Origin of the sequence: Ruegeria sp. HKCCD6157 (assembly GCF_013110685.1) — a bacterium.
Classification (GTDB): Bacteria; Pseudomonadota; Alphaproteobacteria; order Rhodobacterales; family Rhodobacteraceae; genus Ruegeria.
The window spans coordinates 574000-591173 of record NZ_WVRB01000001.1; the positions used below are offsets into that span (position 1 = coordinate 574000).

Genomic DNA, 17174 nt, shown 5'->3' on the forward strand with positions numbered 1-17174 from the left:
GTCAGGGCAAGCTCAGCTTCGCCATGCGCCCACCGTCCACCGTATAGACCTGCCCGGTGATGTAACCCGCATCCCCGGACGCCAGAAACGCGACGAGCGCGGCAACTTCTTCAGGCCGTCCCGTTCGGGCCACCGGGTGGATCTTGGCAATGTCGCGACGGAATGCGGACGGGTCGGGCATCGATTCGATGAAATCCTCGTTCAACTCGGTATCGATCCAACCGGGCGCGACGGCGTTGCAGCGGATACCTTCGCCCCCGTGATCCACGGCAACGGCGCGGGTCAGGCCGTGCAAGCCTGCCTTTGATGCGCAATAGGCGGCGTGACCGGGATTGCTGCCCAGGCCTTCGATGGATCCGGTGTTGACGATGGCGCCCTTGGTGTCGCGCAGATGCGGCAGCGCGGCCTTGATCATCAGGAACGGGGCGGTCAGGTTCACCGTCAGGTTGAGATGCCAGTCCTCAAGGCTCATTTCCTCGACCGAGGCTTCCTGCATCATGCCGGCGTTGTTGACCAGCACGTCCAGACGCCCGGCTTTCGCGATCACTTCGCCGACCACCTGTGCCGGGCTGTCGGGACGGGTGAAATCCGCAGCGATGCCGTGGAATTCGGTGTCCTCACCACGTTGGGCGGTAAAAACCCGTGCGCCTTCGTCGTGCAAACGCCGGGCAATGGCCTTGCCGATGCCGCTTCGCCCGCCGGTGACCAGTGCCACCTTTCCATCGAACCGCCTCATGATACCGGTTTTCCTCCGTTCACCTCGACGAGCGTGCCGCAAACATAGCGCGACGCGTCCGAGACCAGGAACATGATGACATCGGCGATGTCGTCGGGCTCGGCGATCCGGCCCAGCGGCACGGTCTGGCCCAACTCGGCCACGGCTGTATCGGGGTCAAAGCCCCGCTTTTCAAAGCCTGACCGCAGCATCGGTGTATTCACCTCATTCGGGCATACCGCGTTGATCCGGATACCCTGATGGGCGTGATCCATGCCCATGCACTGGGTCAGGGATGCGATGGCCGCCTTGGTCATGCAATAGACCGCATGATTGGGGCCGGGGCGCAGCCCCCAGCAGGACGCGGTGTTGACGATGGCCCCGCCGCCGGCGTCCGCCATGATCGGAATTGCCGCACGGCAAATGCGGAAAGGGGCTTCGACATTGACACCCTGCGACAAGGACCAATCCGCATCAGACGTATCCGTGACCGACCCGCGCGTGATGACGCCCGCATTGTTGATCACGATGTCAAGCCCGCCCAATGCGGACGCGGCTGCGCCGGGCAGCTGGTCTGCGTATTCGGGAACAAGCAGATCACCGGGCAGATATGCCTCGGCCTCGATGGCATCGACAGCCCGGTCGGCGACGGCGACCCGCGCCCCGGCGTTCCGCAGGCGTTGAACGATTGACGCCCCGATTCCGCCAGCCGCGCCAGTGACCAGAGCCGTTTTTCCTTTCAGGTTCATAACGTCATCCATTTCTTAGAACGATGCGACAGGTGTGCCGAGAAGGCTTTCTTCAGGAACCACGCCCAGCCCCGGCCCGGTTGGCAGCGCGATATGCCCGGCCTCGACCTGGATGCCGTTTTCGGGATCGTAGTTGCCTTCGATATATGGCGCAGCCAGCCAGACGCCTTCCAGCAGGTCGGGCCGAACGGTTGCACCGATATGGGTACATGCAGCGGCGATGATATCCCCGCCCCAGCTGTCATCGCAGGTATGGGGCAGGTTGCGCGCCTCGCAGATATCGCGGAAGGCGCGCATCGGATGCAGGCCGCCGATGCGGGTGACTTTCATACTGAACCCGTCGACCAGACCGGTGCCCGCCGCCGAGATCACGGTGTTCAGGCTGGTGCTGTTTTCATCCATATAGATGCCATGCGTGACCTGAGGCCGGATCTTCCTGAGATCTTCGATTGTGTTGCAGGGCTGTTCCATGATGAAGGGGATTTCGGGGCATTCGCGGCTGACCCGCAGGGCGTCTCGTGTTGTCCAGCCCCGGTTGCCGTCGACGGCCAGACGCATACCCGATCCTTTGACCACGTCCCAAACCTTTCGGATGGTTTCGATGTCGATCTCGACCGGGCGGCCTCCGACCTTGATTTGCAGACGCGGGTAGCCTTCGGCCATTTTCTCGGCAGCCAGTTTCGCGATGTCGTCGGGTGCGCCGACGCCCGTGGCATAATAGGACGGCACCTTTTCCGAGACCGCTCCACCCAGCAAATCGGAAACCGGAACACCCAAGTGATTGCCAAGCAGGTCGTGCGCCGCAATGTCGATGGCGGCCTTGGCATAGCCATGACCGTTCAACAGCCCATCCATCCGGCGATGCAACGCCAGAGGCAGGACCTCTGTTCCGATCAGGCCCGGGGCCATTTCGACCAGAGCGGCGCGCGCCCCGGCGGCGTGCGCCTCGGCATAGGTCGGGCCAACCGGGCAGGTCTCGCCCCAGCCGATCAGACCGTTGTCCGACACGATTTTGACCAGCGTGGTGTCCAGCGCCCAGACCCGAGCGTTGGCCATGGTATAGGGCCCGTTTTTGACCGGCAGGTCGTGGCTGTAGATATGCAGTTCGGCGATCTTCATCTTGGTTTGCGCGTCCTGACCGGAAAAAAGGGCCCACCCGGATGACGGGTGGGCAAGTACGGGGAGTGTGGATCAGTATGTTTGGTTCAACTCGTCCACCGCCGGGATTTCCCTTTCGCGACGCGCGATATAGTCCAGAAGGGCCTCGTTCTTGGCCTCGTCCAGCTTTGGTTCTTCATATTCGGCCAATAGTTTCCGCGCATGTTTCAGGGCGCGTTCGGTGATCTCAACTTCGCCTTCGGCGACCCATTGTTCGATCGAGTTGTTGTCGAACAGCTCCGGCATGAAGAACGCGGTCTGAAAGTTGTCCTGCGTGTGCGGATGACCCAGATAATGCCCGCCGGGCCCCACATCCGGAACCGCTGCCAAGGCCTGGTCGAAATCATGCCACTTTGGACCTTCCGCCATCCGGTAAGCCATCGCGCACTGTTCGGCGTCGACGATGAACTTGGCGACCGAACAATGCATGCCCGCCTCGTTCCAGCCTGCCGAATGCCAGATATAGTTGGCCCCAGCGTGAATGACCGCGCTGAGCGTCGTGGCGGATTCGTACCCGGCCTGTGCATCAAAGGTCTTGGCCCCACCCAGAGTGTTCGAAGTGCGCCACGGTACGTCGTAAAAGCGCGCCATCTGGCCGATCATGAAGTTCATCAGGCTAATCTCGGGCGTGCCCGCCATCGGCGCGCCGGATTTCATCGATACGGTCGACAGGTAATGTCCCCAGATCGCCGGGCAGCCCTTGCGGATCACCTGCGTATAGGCCAGTGCCGAAAGCGCCTCGGCGGTCAGCTGCGCCACGGTCGCGGGCACCGATGCCGGGGTGTTCGCGCCACCCAGAACGAAGGGCGAGCACAGAACCGGCTGATTGCGGCGGCAGAAGGCCCGCATCGCACCCAGCATGGTTTCGTCCCACACCAGAGGGCTGTTGCCGTTACAGTTGCCGGTGGTAACCGGATGATCGTCAATGAACCCTTCGCCGAACAGGATATCGCACATATCCATCACATCCTCGGCATTCCTGGGCGAGGTGGTCATGCCCATGAAGGTCTTGTCCGAGTATTTCATCGACGAATAGGTGATGCGCAGGTGCCGCTGGCTGATCGGGTGGTCGTAGGGTTCGACAATGTGATGGGCCGAGCTGTGCAGCGCCGGCATCATGTGCGACAGCTTGTGGAACATCGCCAGATCATCCAGCGTCGGGTTGCGGCGTACATCGTCCAGATCGCGCAGGAATGGCGCGCCGGTCATCGGCACGAAAATCGCGTGCTTGCCCCCCAGCGCCAGGTTCTTTTTCGGATCGCGCGCATGATAGGTGAACTGCGCCGGAATGGTCGAGATCAGCTCGCGCACCATATTGCGGTCCAGATAGACCAGTTCGCCGTCAACCTTGGCTCCGGCTTTTTTCCAGTCTTCCAGCGCGATGGTGTCGCGGAACTGAACGCCGACATTTTCCAGAATGTCCATCGCCGCATTGTCGATGCGCTCAACCTGGGTTGCGTCCATGACTTCGCAAACGGGAATGCCTCGGGTCAGGCCCGGCAGCATGTCGAAATTTGGAGCGGTGCGTTGGGCTCGGCGGGCAGAACGTCCGCCGGAACGCGTGGCAGTGCGAGTGGTCAAGGGGCAATCCTCCAATTTTGAAACAAACTGACGGATTCGCGGCGCAACCACCTCTCTGATTGCGATATGTGCTTGCAATAAGCGACACGGGTCATTCCAAATAGTTTTGTCCCTGCGTAACGAAAAGACGCCGGGTCATTGTTACCTGTGTGACCTACTTCACAGCCAGGCAAGTGCATACATCTGCAACAGATAAACGCAGGGTTGTTTCAGAAGGCACTCACTCATGCACCACAGAACACAGATGCTGATCGTCGGCGCCGGGTTTGCCGGACTGACGATGGCGCTTGAGGCACGCAAGCGCGGCATCAAGGATATCGCGATTTTGGAAAAGGCCGATGATATCGGGGGGACATGGCGCGAAAATACCTATCCCGGTGTCGCCTGTGATGTGCCGTCGCATCTGTATTCCATGGCGACCCATCTCAACCCGCATTGGAGCCGCGCGTATGCCGGTGGCGCGGAAATCCAAGCTTATCTGCAAAATGTCGCGCGTCAGGAAGGGTTGTATGACCTGTGCCATTTCCGGCAGGAGCTGAAATCGGCCAGGTGGGATGGAACGCGATGGCAAGTTGAAACGATGGATGGCCAGTACTGGTCGGCGCGGTTTCTGGTCTCGGCCATTGGTGCACTTCATTATCCCAGCATCCCGGATATCCCCGGCGCCGACAGTTTTTCGGGGCCCAGTTTCCACTCGGCCGAATGGAATCACGATGTCGATCTGACCGGCAAGCGCGTGGCGGTCGTTGGAACCGGCGCATCCGCCGTTCAGTTTGTACCCGAGATCGCCAAGATTGCAGACCACGTCATGATCTTTCAACGCAGTGCGCCTTACGTGATGCCGCGTCCGGATGGTCCGATTGCGCCCTGGGTGCGCAGCCTTTACGCCCGGTTTCCCATTTTGCCCCGCATTCGGCGCAAGCTGATATTTATGATCTTCGAATTTCGCCACCGCGTGTTTCGCGGTGAGGAACGCGCGGTGAATTTTGCCTTGAAAATGTGGCGAAAGACATTGGAGCGCGCCATCACCGATCCGGCCGAACGGCGGAGTCTGACCCCCGACTACCGGATCGGCTGCAAACGTATCCTGAGTTCGAACGATTGGTACCCGACCCTGGCCCGCGACGATGTCAGTGTTGTTCCGAAGGGCGTCGCCCGTATCGAAGGCGACACGGTCATCGCGGCGGATGGCACCCGGACCAAGGCGGATGTCTTGATCTGGGGCACCGGGTTTCACGTAACCGACGTTGTCGAGCGTCTCGACATTACCGGAACAGGCGGGCTGACGCTGCGCTCTGCCTGGTCGGATGGCATGTGCGCGCATCTGGGTACCGCAGTTGCGGGTTTTCCAAATTTCTTCCTGCTTCTGGGGCCGCATACCGGGCTGGGGCACAACTCGGTCGTGCTGATGATCGAGGCCCAGGTTGGCCATATCGGCCGGGTCCTGAGCGAGATGCAGCGCGAAGGGTTGTCCGCAATCACTCCTGACGCCGCAAAACAGGCGGCGTTCACGCGGGAAATGCACAGCCGCCACGCGGACGGCGTCTGGCAGGCCGGGGGTTGTACATCCTGGTATATGGATGCGGAAGGCCGAAACACGACCTTGTGGCCCGGCACCGTTGCCGAGTTTCAGAAACGCATGGCACAATCAGGGTTGGAGCAATACAGACCCGCCGCCCTTGGCAATGGAGAAAACTGAATGACAACCGTTCTGATCGTAATCGCCGTTTTTGTCGCCTTCCTGTTTGTCATGAACCTGTGGACACGGAAGATTACGCGCCGCGGTCTTGAAACCGTGCCGCAGCTGGGTCAGATCACACCCGTTCATGGCGGCAGCATCCACTATGTGGAAAAGGGAAACCCCGAGGCGCAGACCATCGTTATGATCCACGGCCTGGCCGGGCAGTTACAGCACTTTACCTATGCGCTGGTGGATCTTCTGGCCGACGACTACCACGTTATCGCACTGGACCGGCCGGGATGCGGGTATTCAACGCGCGATACGGCCGAGCTGGCGCAATTGCCCCACCAGGCTGGCATGATTGCCGAGTTTCTGGACAAAAAAGGCGTGGACCGCGCCGTTCTGGTCGGCCATTCACTGGGGGGCGCGGTTTCACTGGCGATAGTACTTGACCACCCGGCCCGGGTCGCTGGTCTGGCGCTGCTGGCGCCGCTGACGCATAAACTGCCCGAAACCCCGGCGATCTTCAAACCGCTCGAGATCCGCTCCGAATGGATGCGCAGCCTGATCGGCAACACGCTTGCCGTTCCCCTTGCGTCCAAAACCGCGCCGCACACGTTAAGTGCCGCGTTTGACCCGGAAACCCCGCCTGATGACTTTCTGGACCGGGCAGGTGGCGCGCTTGGCCTGCGACCTTCCGCCTTTGTCACGGCCTCTCAGGACGTTGCCGGCGTCGATGCCAGTATCAACGCGCAGGTCGCGCGCTATCCGAATCTGACCGTCCCAGGGGGCATCTTGTATGGCCGCCAGGACGCGATACTGTCGCCGCCGCTGCACGGGCCGACAATGACCGAATTCGGGCTGAGTTACGAAGAGCTGGACGGGTTCGGCCACATGATTCCGATCACAGAGCCCGAAATCTGCGACGCCTTCATCCGCAGGATGACCGAAGCGGCCACATCCCCCCAGACATCCTTGCAGGACAAGCCATCAGAGCAGGCGTGAAAGAAATCTTGAGGTTGGTTGATTTCCCTCTTGACCCTCCCGGGCCCCTCGCTTAAATCGCCTCTCACTCAAGGCGGAGTAGCTCAGTTGGTTAGAGCAGCGGAATCATAATCCGCGTGTCGGGGGTTCAAGTCCCTCCTCCGCTACCAAATCTCTCAAGTCCAACATCTGATTTCAGAAGCAATTCGTGTTCTGTCTTTAGGTTGCCCTGCCATCATTACCACCACTTGGGTTTTCAAAACCAATTGGAAGGAAAAATGATTCAAAATGGATCATTTAAGGAATCCAGTAGCGCAGTGCTCGGTGTGGATTATCAAGCTGCTGGTTTGGCGGTAGCGCTGGACAACGCGATTTTCCTCGACAACTGCAAGCTGCAAGACGTACACCTCCAAGCTTTAGAGGCCTTGGACGGCATAGAAAAAGCGTTGTACAGGTCCACGGACGTGCTCCTCGACCAGATATGATCTTTCGATCTGGCAATCTATTGGGCAATGACAACTGATGAACGTCCACAACTGTTGAAGAACGGATAGAAGAAAGAGCCCGGACAGAGCCAAGGATAACTCGCGGCGATCTATGAATGAGCACAAGTTTTGTCGGCCCATTATCCGTGCGGCAGGACTTATGGAAGATTACCATTGCTGAGATTGACCCAGCCGCTGCGAAATTTCACTTTGTCGGCGCTTTCCCTTTTCACCCAGCGGAACTGAACGTCCGAACTGTGCCGTCTGCGACTTGCTGCGCGAGGATCGAAGAAAATGTCGCAAAGGCAGCTAGTGGCTCATCCCGCCTTGCACACAGCACTTCGGATGGGTGGGACGCCAACATAGTTTCTGTTTCCACAACGATGGTGATTGGCCTTCAGTCTTCGCAAGAGCAAGAAGACTGAGTGTTATCAGCACAGGAAAATCCGAGGGGAAAAGAACCGTTCACGCGAGTGTCAACCGCTCTCTTCCTCGGATCCTCTTACTTGTAGTCTTCAGTATCGTAGCAAGGTAACGGTTTCGTGGGCTCTTTGCCCCAACTAGTCACTCTCGTATTCGAGAAGATCTTCATAAGAGTAAACCGATGAGATTTCCCCTTCCAAACCCGGAACGAAACTAGGGTCTTTTGGCAAACACCCGATATCGCAGATTTGTCTCACTTCCATTCGCTCCGTATCGACGTACCACAAACGTCCACCCGGAGTTGACACAAAGCCGTCGATGCCCTCGTCTTCATCGGCCTCAATGTCTGCAACGCTTGGAACTTCCGAACTATATTCCGGGTCGAACCTCCCGTGCGTGTGGTAAGATAAAACAAGCACCAAACCATTTTCTGCTTGATCCCAAACGCAGCTTTTGTTGTCGCCGCGTTGAGCAGGAGTAGCAACAAGTTTCCCGGCTGGGTCATATGCAAGGTAGCCGCAATACTCTGTGTCATTGTTGAAAGAAATACCCTGTAGGCTAGACAGTGTCGCTTTCGCTACGCTGATTTCTTCCGGTGATTGGGCCAGGGTGGTCGCGGGTGGCCAGAGTATCAAGACAACTAAGGTATGGCGAAGGCGGCGTGCGGCTTCACATTTGCCTTCTGCGAGACCAAGTTGACGAACCGCAAAAAGAAGGCAAAGTCCTGACAACGCAATAATGCTAAACTCAATCATGTTTTGCTCCTTATTATGAACTCATTAAAGCAGCGCTAACGCTGTAGGGATAGCCTGAAGAAAGGTGCCAACTGCGACCAAGGCAATCCATCCATCGCTGTTGCATACTCCTAGACATCGTTTTGCGCCTTCCTAGTGTTTTCCAGTCCGCCTTATCGTTCGACACTAATCTATCTGCGTTGTCTTCGGTCGCTTGGGCCGCTGCGTGTACAGCGAATAAGCCGCTCTACCTGCCGCTATCAACGTTACCGTGAATCCAAACAACGTTAACAGCTGCGACCTGTTTCAACTATTAAGCTCAAGCCGTTCCGCTCCGTTAGTCTTTTCGAAAGAACCGGTGCAGCAGCATAGGTCAACAACACCCAACACAACCAATTGCTCGCAACCTGTGCGTTTCAGGGACAGCCGAACAAAAAACCGCGATGAAGGCGAATGCGAGCAGACAAACAAACGCGGCCACCCAAAAAACATCAAGTAGATCCTGCATCTAAGTTGCTCCAATTCTTTGCAAACGGAAGTACTATGCCGATGATCCGGTCTGTCGTGCTGCGCAAAGTGTTTGCAAGATTGATCCGATCGGCCAGCAGCGGCGTACACCTGTCACCCCGAACACTTGCCCCGCGCTTGCTCCTATCCCTCAGCAGCGCGGGTTTTTTCTTGCCTGCGGCGCTACGACACGGGGCCGGTGCAGGCCACAACGCTACATCCGTTTTACTACCAACCTTCGGGGGGCCCGCGTTGCTCTTGTCCCCTCTAGCTTGCTTGCAGCGCGGGTCTATTTCAGGCGTGATGTGAACTTGAAGTATTGAATTGTTTAGACAGCCAGCCTGTCGCTCAGGCCCTCTCCATTAATCACCAAGGTCTCTATCGCCCAAACTCTCTGGGTCCGGTATGCCTCCGGCGTGACCCAGATTTTCTCGATTTCGGTTAAGCAGTCTCCAAATCTCTTGGCCGGTTTTCGGTTCAAAGCGAAAGACCCCAGTTTTGAATAGCAGAACTACGCAGTTCATCCTTCGGCAAACCACCAGCACACAAGGAAATCACATCAAACTCACGGTCGCCAAATACCCGAAGTCAAATCACTCGTCATTGCCTGTGCTGGACCTAGTAAGCAGGCGTTCTCGGATGGTGCGCCAAGAGTCTGGAACAAGAAACGCAGTTCCGTTGGGAGTTAAATTGTAAATCCGGTACATTAACGCCCTGGGATTCCCTACTGATTTGCGAGCGACTAAATCGAATGCAGCTGGTTCATTGAGCGCTACGCCCTCGTCACCAACGTGAGGCACAGTCAAGAAGTTGTGCGCAATTTCGTGGGAAACTAAGGTGCCGAACGAATTGTCCATAGGAGGGTCCACATTCAGAGTAACACCCGCGATGCTCCCGTTTGGTCCAGATTGGGCACTTCCGCCAAGCGGCATTTCTCCGGGTTGTTGAGTGCGTATTGTCAGGACATGCTCGGCCCGATCCGGCCTGCCAGCAGCAGACTGCTCCTGGTTGAATTCGGCCAGGCGCTGCGCAACGGGAGTCCGATCAGGCCACGCGAAATCAATTGGTATCGGCTCAATTCGGTAGCGCAGCCCGGCTTCCTGATCCCCATCCAGAGGCGCCAAACCTGATCGAATGGGAAAAATTCGAGACAAGTCCTCCAGAGCCTGAAATAGAATTTCCCATTTCTCTGCAGGAAAGGGAAAGATCTCAACGACAACAAGAATTCGCAGATCCTTCGTCGGATGAAACTGTGGTTGCCCAAGAGACTTTTCGCCGACAAGAGTACCGTTGCGATAAAGCCGTGCAGTAAAACGATACCGTCCAGGCTTTGAGATTTCCCGACCGCGGATATAGAAGTTGATATTGTCGTCTTCGGAGAAACTCTTGGTATCATTTGAGAATACGCCATCACCAATATCACCTGGAATAACTGTTGTTCCAGATGGGCCGGAAATCTCAAGTTCGGCATAATCAATCCGGGCTGGATTGAAGGGCAACGAATGGATTGGAAGGGAATTCAGATCAAATCCGAGGGCTTTAGACGAATAGTCAGAATCCGCGTTATCCAAAAGTTCTGATGCCATAACAACTACGGGTGGGCGGCGACCAACAAATATTCGTGCAAGAGTATCTTTACCCGCGACAAGCTCGTAACCGGGGACACCTTGAGTCACCTCAGAACCGAAATCTGACATATCCGCCGGAACTTGCGGCAATGGGGGCCCGCTCTCTTCACACGCCTTAAGAGCCCCCCTTTTTCGCTGAAGCAGTGACAGCGACTGCTTTCTAAATCGAAAAAGCGCAGACTTTTGTATTGGGTCAACAGTGTTTTGAATCTGAATATCGAGAAGTTCAATACTTTGCTCAAGCGTCTCAATTTCATCCCGAATACTTTGACAATGCGCAGACATGCGGCCACCTGAGGAGGTTAGTGTTGAGTAGAACTTGTTCAGAAAATTACTCTAGCACGAAAACCAAAAAAGAGACGAATCTGGTTGGTCGAGAAATGTACTTGCAGGTATAATTCGTTTGTTTGGCAAGTTTAACGCAATGAAAAATAAGCCAAAACGAAAACTTCCCGAAAGACAGGCCTTTGTAGCAGGCACAACGCGTGGAGCGTGATAATGGTATTTTCTGTACGATCCGGATCCAAGGAGCAGGCATTAGAGGCAGGCTTTTGCTGCGGTTTCAAACTGTTTGCGGTTTTTCGAGCCAGAGAAACGAAAATCCGTTTAACTCCAGATTTGAATTTCCTTCAAACACCTAAAAAATGATTGATGAATCCTCCAGTACGCCGCTTGAACGGCTTGGTGGCTTCTGCTGCTGCGAATTCAAACTCCTTCCCGACCGGCTTGCCAGATGCGTTGAGTTCGCGAGGGTCTCGATTGCAGGCGCGGATGAACCCATCGATGCAGGTTGGCTTTGACAACTCTTTTCCTCGTTCCCCTGGCAGGGCGCGCCCGATCTTGTCGACGCAAACCTTCCCATTGTTTTTGCAGGAGCCTCTCTCTTCGCTCGTCGAGCAACGGATGGCCGTCACCGTCAGGATCAGTTTGTCCAAGGTCTGATTTGAAACTGCGCGTTTCAGCCGTTCGCTTTCATTCTTAAGCGGCTCCGGTTCCTTCTATTGATCAACACCCATTCCACCGTTCTTGTTACTTCAGGGGTGGTGGGGCTGTTAAGCGCCGACTATCTGCCTGATTGCATCAAGACGGGACATGCCATGCCCCAGATTCCTCAATGCAACCATGGACCAGATCAGTTGGGTAGGCTCAGTCAACTACGACAAACTCTTTCAAACAGAGGCCGTTCAGAAAATTATGGATTGGAACAGGTTTGCCCACAAAGTGGCCGGTTGGCGTTTGTGCAGAGTCTCTAAAAACAAGATGTCTTTTCCATGCAACGCGTTATGCGTTACGAATAGACATGAACGGAAACCGCAGACTTTCCGCAGTACTCTCGGCCGATGTAGTAAACTACTCGGGTCAGATAAAGGCGGATGAGAACAGGACTCTCAGCGAACTCCGTGTCCTGCGTCGAGAGTTGTTCGATCCATTGGTTAGCGATCATCGCGGCAATATCGTAAAGAGAATGGGCGATGGATGGATAGTCGAGTTCAATTCGGTCTCGGACGCTGTGCGATGCGCCCTCGATCTTCAAAGCCAAGTGTCAGCCCAGTCTTCACTTAAACTGCGCGTGGGCGTTCATCTGGGAGATGTCGTATTTGACGAAGATGACATCTTCGGCGATGGGATCAATATAGCCTCGCGGCTACAAGAGGCTTCCGACGAAGAGGCTGTGTTGATTTCCGATGTCGTCCATCGCAGCCTTGATGAGAGGCTCGCCGAGCAATTTCACCGCGCTGGCGAACGGCAGTTCAAGAATGCCCTGTCACCTGTCGAAGTATTCCAATGGTCGCCACCTGGCTCCGCCCCACCGCGAGTGACGCCAGCCAGTCACTCGAAGTCATTGCTGATCGGCGTTCTACCCTTTGACAATCTTTCTTCTGACCCCGATCAGGAATTCTTTGCCGATGGCATTACCGAAGAGATAATCACCACTCTGTCAAAACTCCCGAACTTACTGGTCGTCGCGCGCAACTCTACGTTCGTCTACAAGGGGCGCTCCGTGGATGTGAAACAGGTCGGACTGGAACAAGGAGTCGATCTTGTTCTCGAGGGAAGTGTCCGCCAAAGTGGTAGTCGTGTGCGAATTACTGCGCAGCTGATCGATGCGAAGTCCGGAATGCACATTTGGGCAGACCGGTTTGATCGCCTGATAGAAGACGTATTCGAGGTTCAGGACGAAATTGCCCTGAGAATTGCGACTGAACTTCAAGTCGAATTACTGGCGGGCGAGATGGCCCGTTTCAGAGGTTCGGGGACTAAACATCTGGATGCCTGGACTGCTCAGCTGCAAGCTGTGGAAGCCTCGCGCAGAATAACTAAGGAAGCACAGGCTGACGCTCGTCGGTTTGCTCAACAGGCAATTTCCCTGGATCCTGGCTACTCCGCGCCATATTGCACTTTGGGGTTCATTTGTACTGTCGAAGCAAGGCACGGTTTTGTAGCAGACCGAAATGCGGCGCTGGCAGAGGCACGCGACTGCGCTCGACGTGCTCTGGAGATAGACAGCTACAACCCAGAGGCTCACGCAATTGCGGGTTTCGCGGATGCAATCGACGGTAAACTGGAATCGGCTATCGGGAAGTTCAACAAGGCACTGCAGCTAAATCCCAACCACGCTGATGTGGCTGCAAGGCTGTCGATTACATTGGCATTCAATGGGCAGGCAAAAGAAGCGATCCGCGTGGCGCGGCAAGCCATTACTCTCAACCCTCACTATCCGGGCTGGTATGCTGGCGTTCTGGGTTTGGCACTTCGGCTCGACGGTCAATACGAGGAAGCCAAGAAGGCATTCACCGAATATGGTCAAAGAGTTGAAGGCTTTGGGCATCTCGACCTCGTTATCGTACATATGGAAACGGATAACGTTGAGGCCGCTCGCGATGAGGCGCGGAATGTGATGAAATACCGTCCTCAGTTTTCCATATCGGACTGGGCAAAAACTCAGCTTTTCTCTGATGCAGAACGATTGGAGAAAGACTGCGCGTCTCTGCGTTTGGCCGGCTTGCCAGAATAAGTGCCGCGCGGATTTCCGGCAAAGCGATTTTTCCTGGAAAGTGACACCCAACGCATCGGCTATGGGTTCGAAGCTAAAGCCCGACAAATATGACCGATCATCCGCTCTGGGGAAAAACCTGCGTTCCAGTGTTTTACGCGATTGCCTGCTTTATGCGCTTTGCGATGGCAGCTAACACAACAACAGGGCAGATAAACTGCTGCACGAAGACTTTTTCGCCGAACGAAGTTTGACCAATGATAACCTTTGGAGTGCGTTCAGAATTGTACGCATAAGCATGCTCATCGGTTCCGCTCGTAGATCAGGCTTCAAGCTACGACTTCCCTAGCTGAAAATGCTGTCGCCTTGCTCATCAATGACCTGTTTCGCCTTTGCTATACTAAAGCTTTCGGCCTGTTCCCGACTGTCGAAGACATCCGCCCTGATCACCGTATGTGTCTTTCGATCTCCGTCGATGGTCTTTTCGATACGGGCCATCAGGCGAAGTTTGCTGCCCTCGGCCATCAGGTCGGGGAAGATCTCGAACCCTTTGTAAGAAACCGGATCCGGCTTGGACTTCTCAACGCCGCCGAAGAGTTTTGAGAAGAGGGACATCGGGTGGCTCCTTTCAGCGTTGTTCAGGGCATAGACTAGCGCCGCTCAAGGCTGGAGTGAAGGGCGTTGCACGGTCAAACGCTCAGCCTGCTTGAGGGGTTCCAGGGGGCGAGTAAGACGGGTTCGACTGCCTCGCCGAGTACGAAACCAATCATAGTTCAATAGTATTGTCGTGGCGCCGAATGCGTTGAGCAAATTAATTTTGTTGCGAATAAGCTTGCACAGTGGTCGCCATTTGGTCGCCACACAGTCAATTTGTCACCAAATGCTTCGCAATTTTCTGAGAAGATGGTGCTGCTGGAGAGAATTGAACTCTCGACCTCTCCCTTACCAAGGGAGTGCTCTACCTCTGAGCTACAGCAGCGCTGTGGGCGGGTGATTAGACTCAAACGAAACGCGGCGCAAGGGTGTCTGGACGGTTTTTTTCACCTCCTGTAGAGAAAGATCATGACGAATAAAAATTCACCCAAAAAACAAGGCAAATCCGGGGATGCGCGCGAAGAGCGGCTGAAAGCGGCACTTAAGGCCAATATGGCCCGGCGCAAGGCGCAGGCCAAGGCGCGGGCGACCTCTGGGGACAAGGCCGACAAGGACAAGGGATAAGAGCAGATGGATTCGATTCTGGTAACGGGCAACGGCCCGCTGAATGGTCAGATACCGATTGCGGGGGCCAAAAACGCATGTCTGACGCTGATGCCTGCAACCTTGCTGAGCGAAGAACCGCTGACGCTGACCAACGCGCCACGCCTAAGCGACATCAAGACCATGACCGCTCTGCTGCAATCGCTGGGGGCTGAGGTGTCGTCGCTGCAAGATGGTCAGGTGATCGCGATGTCGAGCCACAGCCTGACCAGCCAAACGGCGGATTATGACATTGTGCGCAAGATGCGTGCCTCGAATCTGGTACTGGGCCCCTTGCTGGCGCGGTTCGGGCAGGCGGTTGTTTCTCTGCCCGGTGGCTGCGCGATTGGTGCCCGTCCGATGGACTTGCATGTGGAAGGGCTCGAGGCGCTGGGCGCCGAGATCGAGCTGAAGGACGGCTACCTGCACGCCAAGGCTCCGGGCGGCCTGAAAGGGGCGGTGCACGAGATGCGCTTTGCCTCGGTCGGGGCCACCGAAAACATCGTAATGGCGGCGACGCTAGCAAAGGGCACCACGGTGCTCAAGAACGCCGCGCGCGAACCCGAGATCGTCGATCTGGTCGAATGCTTGCGCAAGATGGGCGCGCAGATTTCGGGCGAGGGCAGCTCGACCATAGAAATTCAGGGTGTCGACCGGCTGCACGGTGCCACTCATCAGGTTGTCACCGACCGGATCGAACTGGGCACCTATATGCTGGCCCCGGCGATTTGCGGCGGCGAGGTCGAACTGCTGGGCGGGCGCATGGCGCTGGTTGAATCCTTCGCGGCCAAGCTCGACGCGGCGGGGGTCAGTGTCACCGAAACCCAAAACGGCTTGAAAGTGGCGCGCAAGAACGGCCGTGTGCAGGCTGTGGATGTGGTGACCGAACCCTTCCCGGGCTTCCCGACCGATCTTCAGGCGCAGATGATGGCGCTGATGTGCACCGCCGAAGGCACCTCGGTTTTGGAAGAGCGTATCTTCGAAAACCGCTTTATGCATGCCCCGGAACTTGTGCGCATGGGTGCAAATATCGAGGTGCACGGCGGCACCGCCACCGTCACGGGTGTCGAAACCCTGAAAGGCGCCCCGGTGATGGCGACGGATCTGCGGGCTTCGGTGTCGCTGATCCTTGCCGGATTGGCGGCAGAAGGTGAGACAACGGTAAGCCGGGTCTATCATTTGGACCGCGGATATGAACATGTGGTTCGCAAGCTGGAAGGCGTGGGCGCAAAAATCGAACGGATCAAAGGCGAATGACGGACGCAAGTTTTGAAGACGGGCGCGAAGCCCCGCTGAATCTGGGGGCTGAGGATGCAGAAGACCTGAAGGTGATCTCGACCCTCGTGCAGGATGCGGTTTTTCCCGTGACCGAGATGAAATGGCAACCGTCGCACCGTCGCTTTGGCTTGTTGCTGAACCGCTTTCGCTGGGAAGACAAGGATGCCGCCGCCCGCCGTGACCGCCCGTTTGAACGGGTGCAGTCGGTGCTGGTCTTCGATTCCGTTCTGTCCGTGGCCAGTCAGGGCATTGATCGCAGCGAAAAGGACATGGTCATGTCACTGCTGTCCGTCGAATTCGAACCCGGCGAGGATGGCGCGGGCCAGGTCTTGCTGACCCTGGCGGGAGACGGCGCGATCCGCCTGAAGGTCGAGGCGTTGGATGCCGCGCTCAAGGACGTCACGCGCCCATATCGGGCCCCATCCGGCCGGGCGCCGCAGCACCCCGAATAGATGCAGAACAAGCGCGGCATTTCTCAGGCGTTTTCAAATGTGTCCGAGGGTGTTGCCCTGCGTCCCGCCACCGTGTTTGACGTGTTCGACATCAGCCGCGTGCTGATCCGGTCGATCACGCAGCTTTGTGTGGCCGATCACAACAATGATCCCGACCATCTGAAACAATGGACCGCAAACAAAGACGCGGCGACCATACGGGGCTGGTTCAAGCCGGGATCACAGATCTGGCTGGCCCAGCGTGAAGGGCAGGTGGCCGCGGTCGGTGGGTTGTTAGAAACCGGCAAGATCACCTTGCTCTATGTTGACCCGGATCACGTCGGCAGCGGGGTGGGGGCCGCGTTGCTCAAGCGGCTGGAACGGCAACTGGCCGCGTGCGGCTGTACCGAGGTGCATCTGGATGCCACCCAAACCGCACGGGAATTCTATTTGCGCTACGGCTGGAAGTTCACCGGTCAATGCAGTGACAGTCGGGACCTGACCTGCTTTGCCATGCGCAAATCGCTGCACCCCGAGGGCTGAGGGTTGAGGCCGCGCCCCGTGGGCGATATGTCCCGTGGCGCAACGC

General features: G+C 56.7%; 16 protein-coding genes and 2 tRNA genes. 9 read left to right on the top strand and 9 right to left on the bottom strand.

Translation table 11 applies throughout. The features are described 5' to 3' along the window. Window position 1: 1 nt before the first annotated feature. The 4 genes from GS612_RS02585 to GS612_RS02600 all read right to left on the bottom strand — a co-directional run bounded on the left by GS612_RS02585 (window position 2) and on the right by GS612_RS02600 (window position 4203). Window positions 2–736, bottom strand: a complete 735-nt coding sequence (locus GS612_RS02585; protein WP_171638994.1) for an SDR family NAD(P)-dependent oxidoreductase — start codon at window positions 734–736, stop codon at window positions 2–4. Continuing rightward, window positions 733–1464, bottom strand: a complete 732-nt coding sequence (locus GS612_RS02590; RefSeq protein WP_171639922.1) for an SDR family NAD(P)-dependent oxidoreductase — start codon at window positions 1462–1464, stop codon at window positions 733–735. The genes GS612_RS02585 and GS612_RS02590 overlap by 4 nt, the downstream gene beginning before the upstream one ends. 15 nt (window positions 1465–1479) lie before the next feature. Continuing rightward, complete coding sequence (locus GS612_RS02595; RefSeq protein ID WP_171638995.1) at window positions 1480–2583, bottom strand: mandelate racemase/muconate lactonizing enzyme family protein; 1104 nt, start codon at window positions 2581–2583, stop codon at window positions 1480–1482. A gap of 72 nt (window positions 2584–2655) precedes the next feature. Further along, a complete protein-coding gene (locus GS612_RS02600; RefSeq protein ID WP_171638996.1) occupies window positions 2656–4203 on the bottom strand; it encodes a trimethylamine methyltransferase family protein in 1548 nt (515 codons plus the stop codon). A 226-nt stretch (window positions 4204–4429) separates the two neighbouring features. Here GS612_RS02600 and GS612_RS02605 point away from each other — a divergent pair, with 226 nt between their 5' ends. From GS612_RS02605 to GS612_RS02620, 4 genes are all read left to right on the top strand, one after another. Further along, the gene (locus GS612_RS02605; protein ID WP_171638997.1) at window positions 4430–5902 is read left to right on the top strand and encodes an NAD(P)/FAD-dependent oxidoreductase; all 1473 of its coding nucleotides are present in this window, start codon (window positions 4430–4432) and stop codon (window positions 5900–5902) included. After that, window positions 5903–6889, top strand: coding sequence for an alpha/beta fold hydrolase (locus GS612_RS02610; RefSeq protein ID WP_171638998.1), 987 nt, complete (start codon window positions 5903–5905; stop codon window positions 6887–6889). 72 nt (window positions 6890–6961) lie between these two features. Next, a tRNA-Met gene (locus GS612_RS02615) sits at window positions 6962–7038 on the top strand. Window positions 7039–7146: 108 nt separating this feature from the next. Beyond that, window positions 7147–7353 carry a hypothetical protein gene (locus GS612_RS02620; RefSeq protein WP_216603498.1) on the top strand — a complete coding sequence of 69 codons (207 nt, stop codon included), beginning with the start codon at window positions 7147–7149 and terminating at the stop codon, window positions 7351–7353. A gap of 560 nt (window positions 7354–7913) precedes the next feature. Here GS612_RS02620 and GS612_RS02625 read toward each other — a convergent pair. From GS612_RS02625 to GS612_RS02635, 3 genes are all read right to left on the bottom strand, one after another. Beyond that, window positions 7914–8531: a DUF4329 domain-containing protein gene (locus tag GS612_RS02625; RefSeq protein WP_171639000.1), complete on the bottom strand. Its 618-nt coding sequence runs from the start codon at window positions 8529–8531 to the stop codon at window positions 7914–7916. Between the two features lie 1079 nt (window positions 8532–9610). After that, entirely contained in the window at window positions 9611–10930 is a 1320-nt protein-coding gene (locus GS612_RS02630) for a hypothetical protein (protein ID WP_171639001.1), read from the bottom strand. 344 nt (window positions 10931–11274) lie between these two features. Further along, entirely contained in the window at window positions 11275–11580 is a 306-nt protein-coding gene (locus GS612_RS02635; protein ID WP_171639002.1) for a hypothetical protein, read from the bottom strand. Window positions 11581–11945: 365 nt separating this feature from the next. Here GS612_RS02635 and GS612_RS02640 point away from each other — a divergent pair, with 365 nt between their 5' ends. Further along, a complete protein-coding gene (locus tag GS612_RS02640) occupies window positions 11946–13661 on the top strand; it encodes an adenylate/guanylate cyclase domain-containing protein (protein WP_253286090.1) in 1716 nt (571 codons plus the stop codon). 324 nt (window positions 13662–13985) lie between these two features. On the opposite strand, the gene GS612_RS02645 is transcribed toward GS612_RS02640, so the two are convergent. Beyond that, complete coding sequence (locus tag GS612_RS02645; RefSeq protein WP_171639003.1) at window positions 13986–14255, bottom strand: HlyU family transcriptional regulator; 270 nt, start codon at window positions 14253–14255, stop codon at window positions 13986–13988. 289 nt (window positions 14256–14544) lie between these two features. Further along, a tRNA-Thr gene (locus tag GS612_RS02650) sits at window positions 14545–14619 on the bottom strand. 83 nt (window positions 14620–14702) lie between these two features. Between GS612_RS02650 and GS612_RS02655 the strand changes: the two genes are divergently transcribed. The 4 genes from GS612_RS02655 to GS612_RS02670 are packed head-to-tail and all read left to right on the top strand — an operon-like array spanning window position 14703 to window position 17128. Next, the gene (locus tag GS612_RS02655) at window positions 14703–14858 is read left to right on the top strand and encodes a hypothetical protein (protein ID WP_171118532.1); all 156 of its coding nucleotides are present in this window, start codon (window positions 14703–14705) and stop codon (window positions 14856–14858) included. A 6-nt stretch (window positions 14859–14864) separates the two neighbouring features. Further along, complete coding sequence (gene murA / locus GS612_RS02660) at window positions 14865–16133, top strand: UDP-N-acetylglucosamine 1-carboxyvinyltransferase (protein ID WP_152458871.1); 1269 nt, start codon at window positions 14865–14867, stop codon at window positions 16131–16133. Further along, window positions 16130–16606 carry a DUF2948 family protein gene (locus GS612_RS02665; RefSeq protein ID WP_171118527.1) on the top strand — a complete coding sequence of 159 codons (477 nt, stop codon included), beginning with the start codon at window positions 16130–16132 and terminating at the stop codon, window positions 16604–16606. Before murA ends, GS612_RS02665 begins: the two co-directional genes overlap by 4 nt. Beyond that, window positions 16607–17128, top strand: a complete 522-nt coding sequence (locus GS612_RS02670; protein WP_171639004.1) for a GNAT family N-acetyltransferase — start codon at window positions 16607–16609, stop codon at window positions 17126–17128. It abuts the gene before it with no gap. Window positions 17129–17174: the final 46 nt, after the last annotated feature.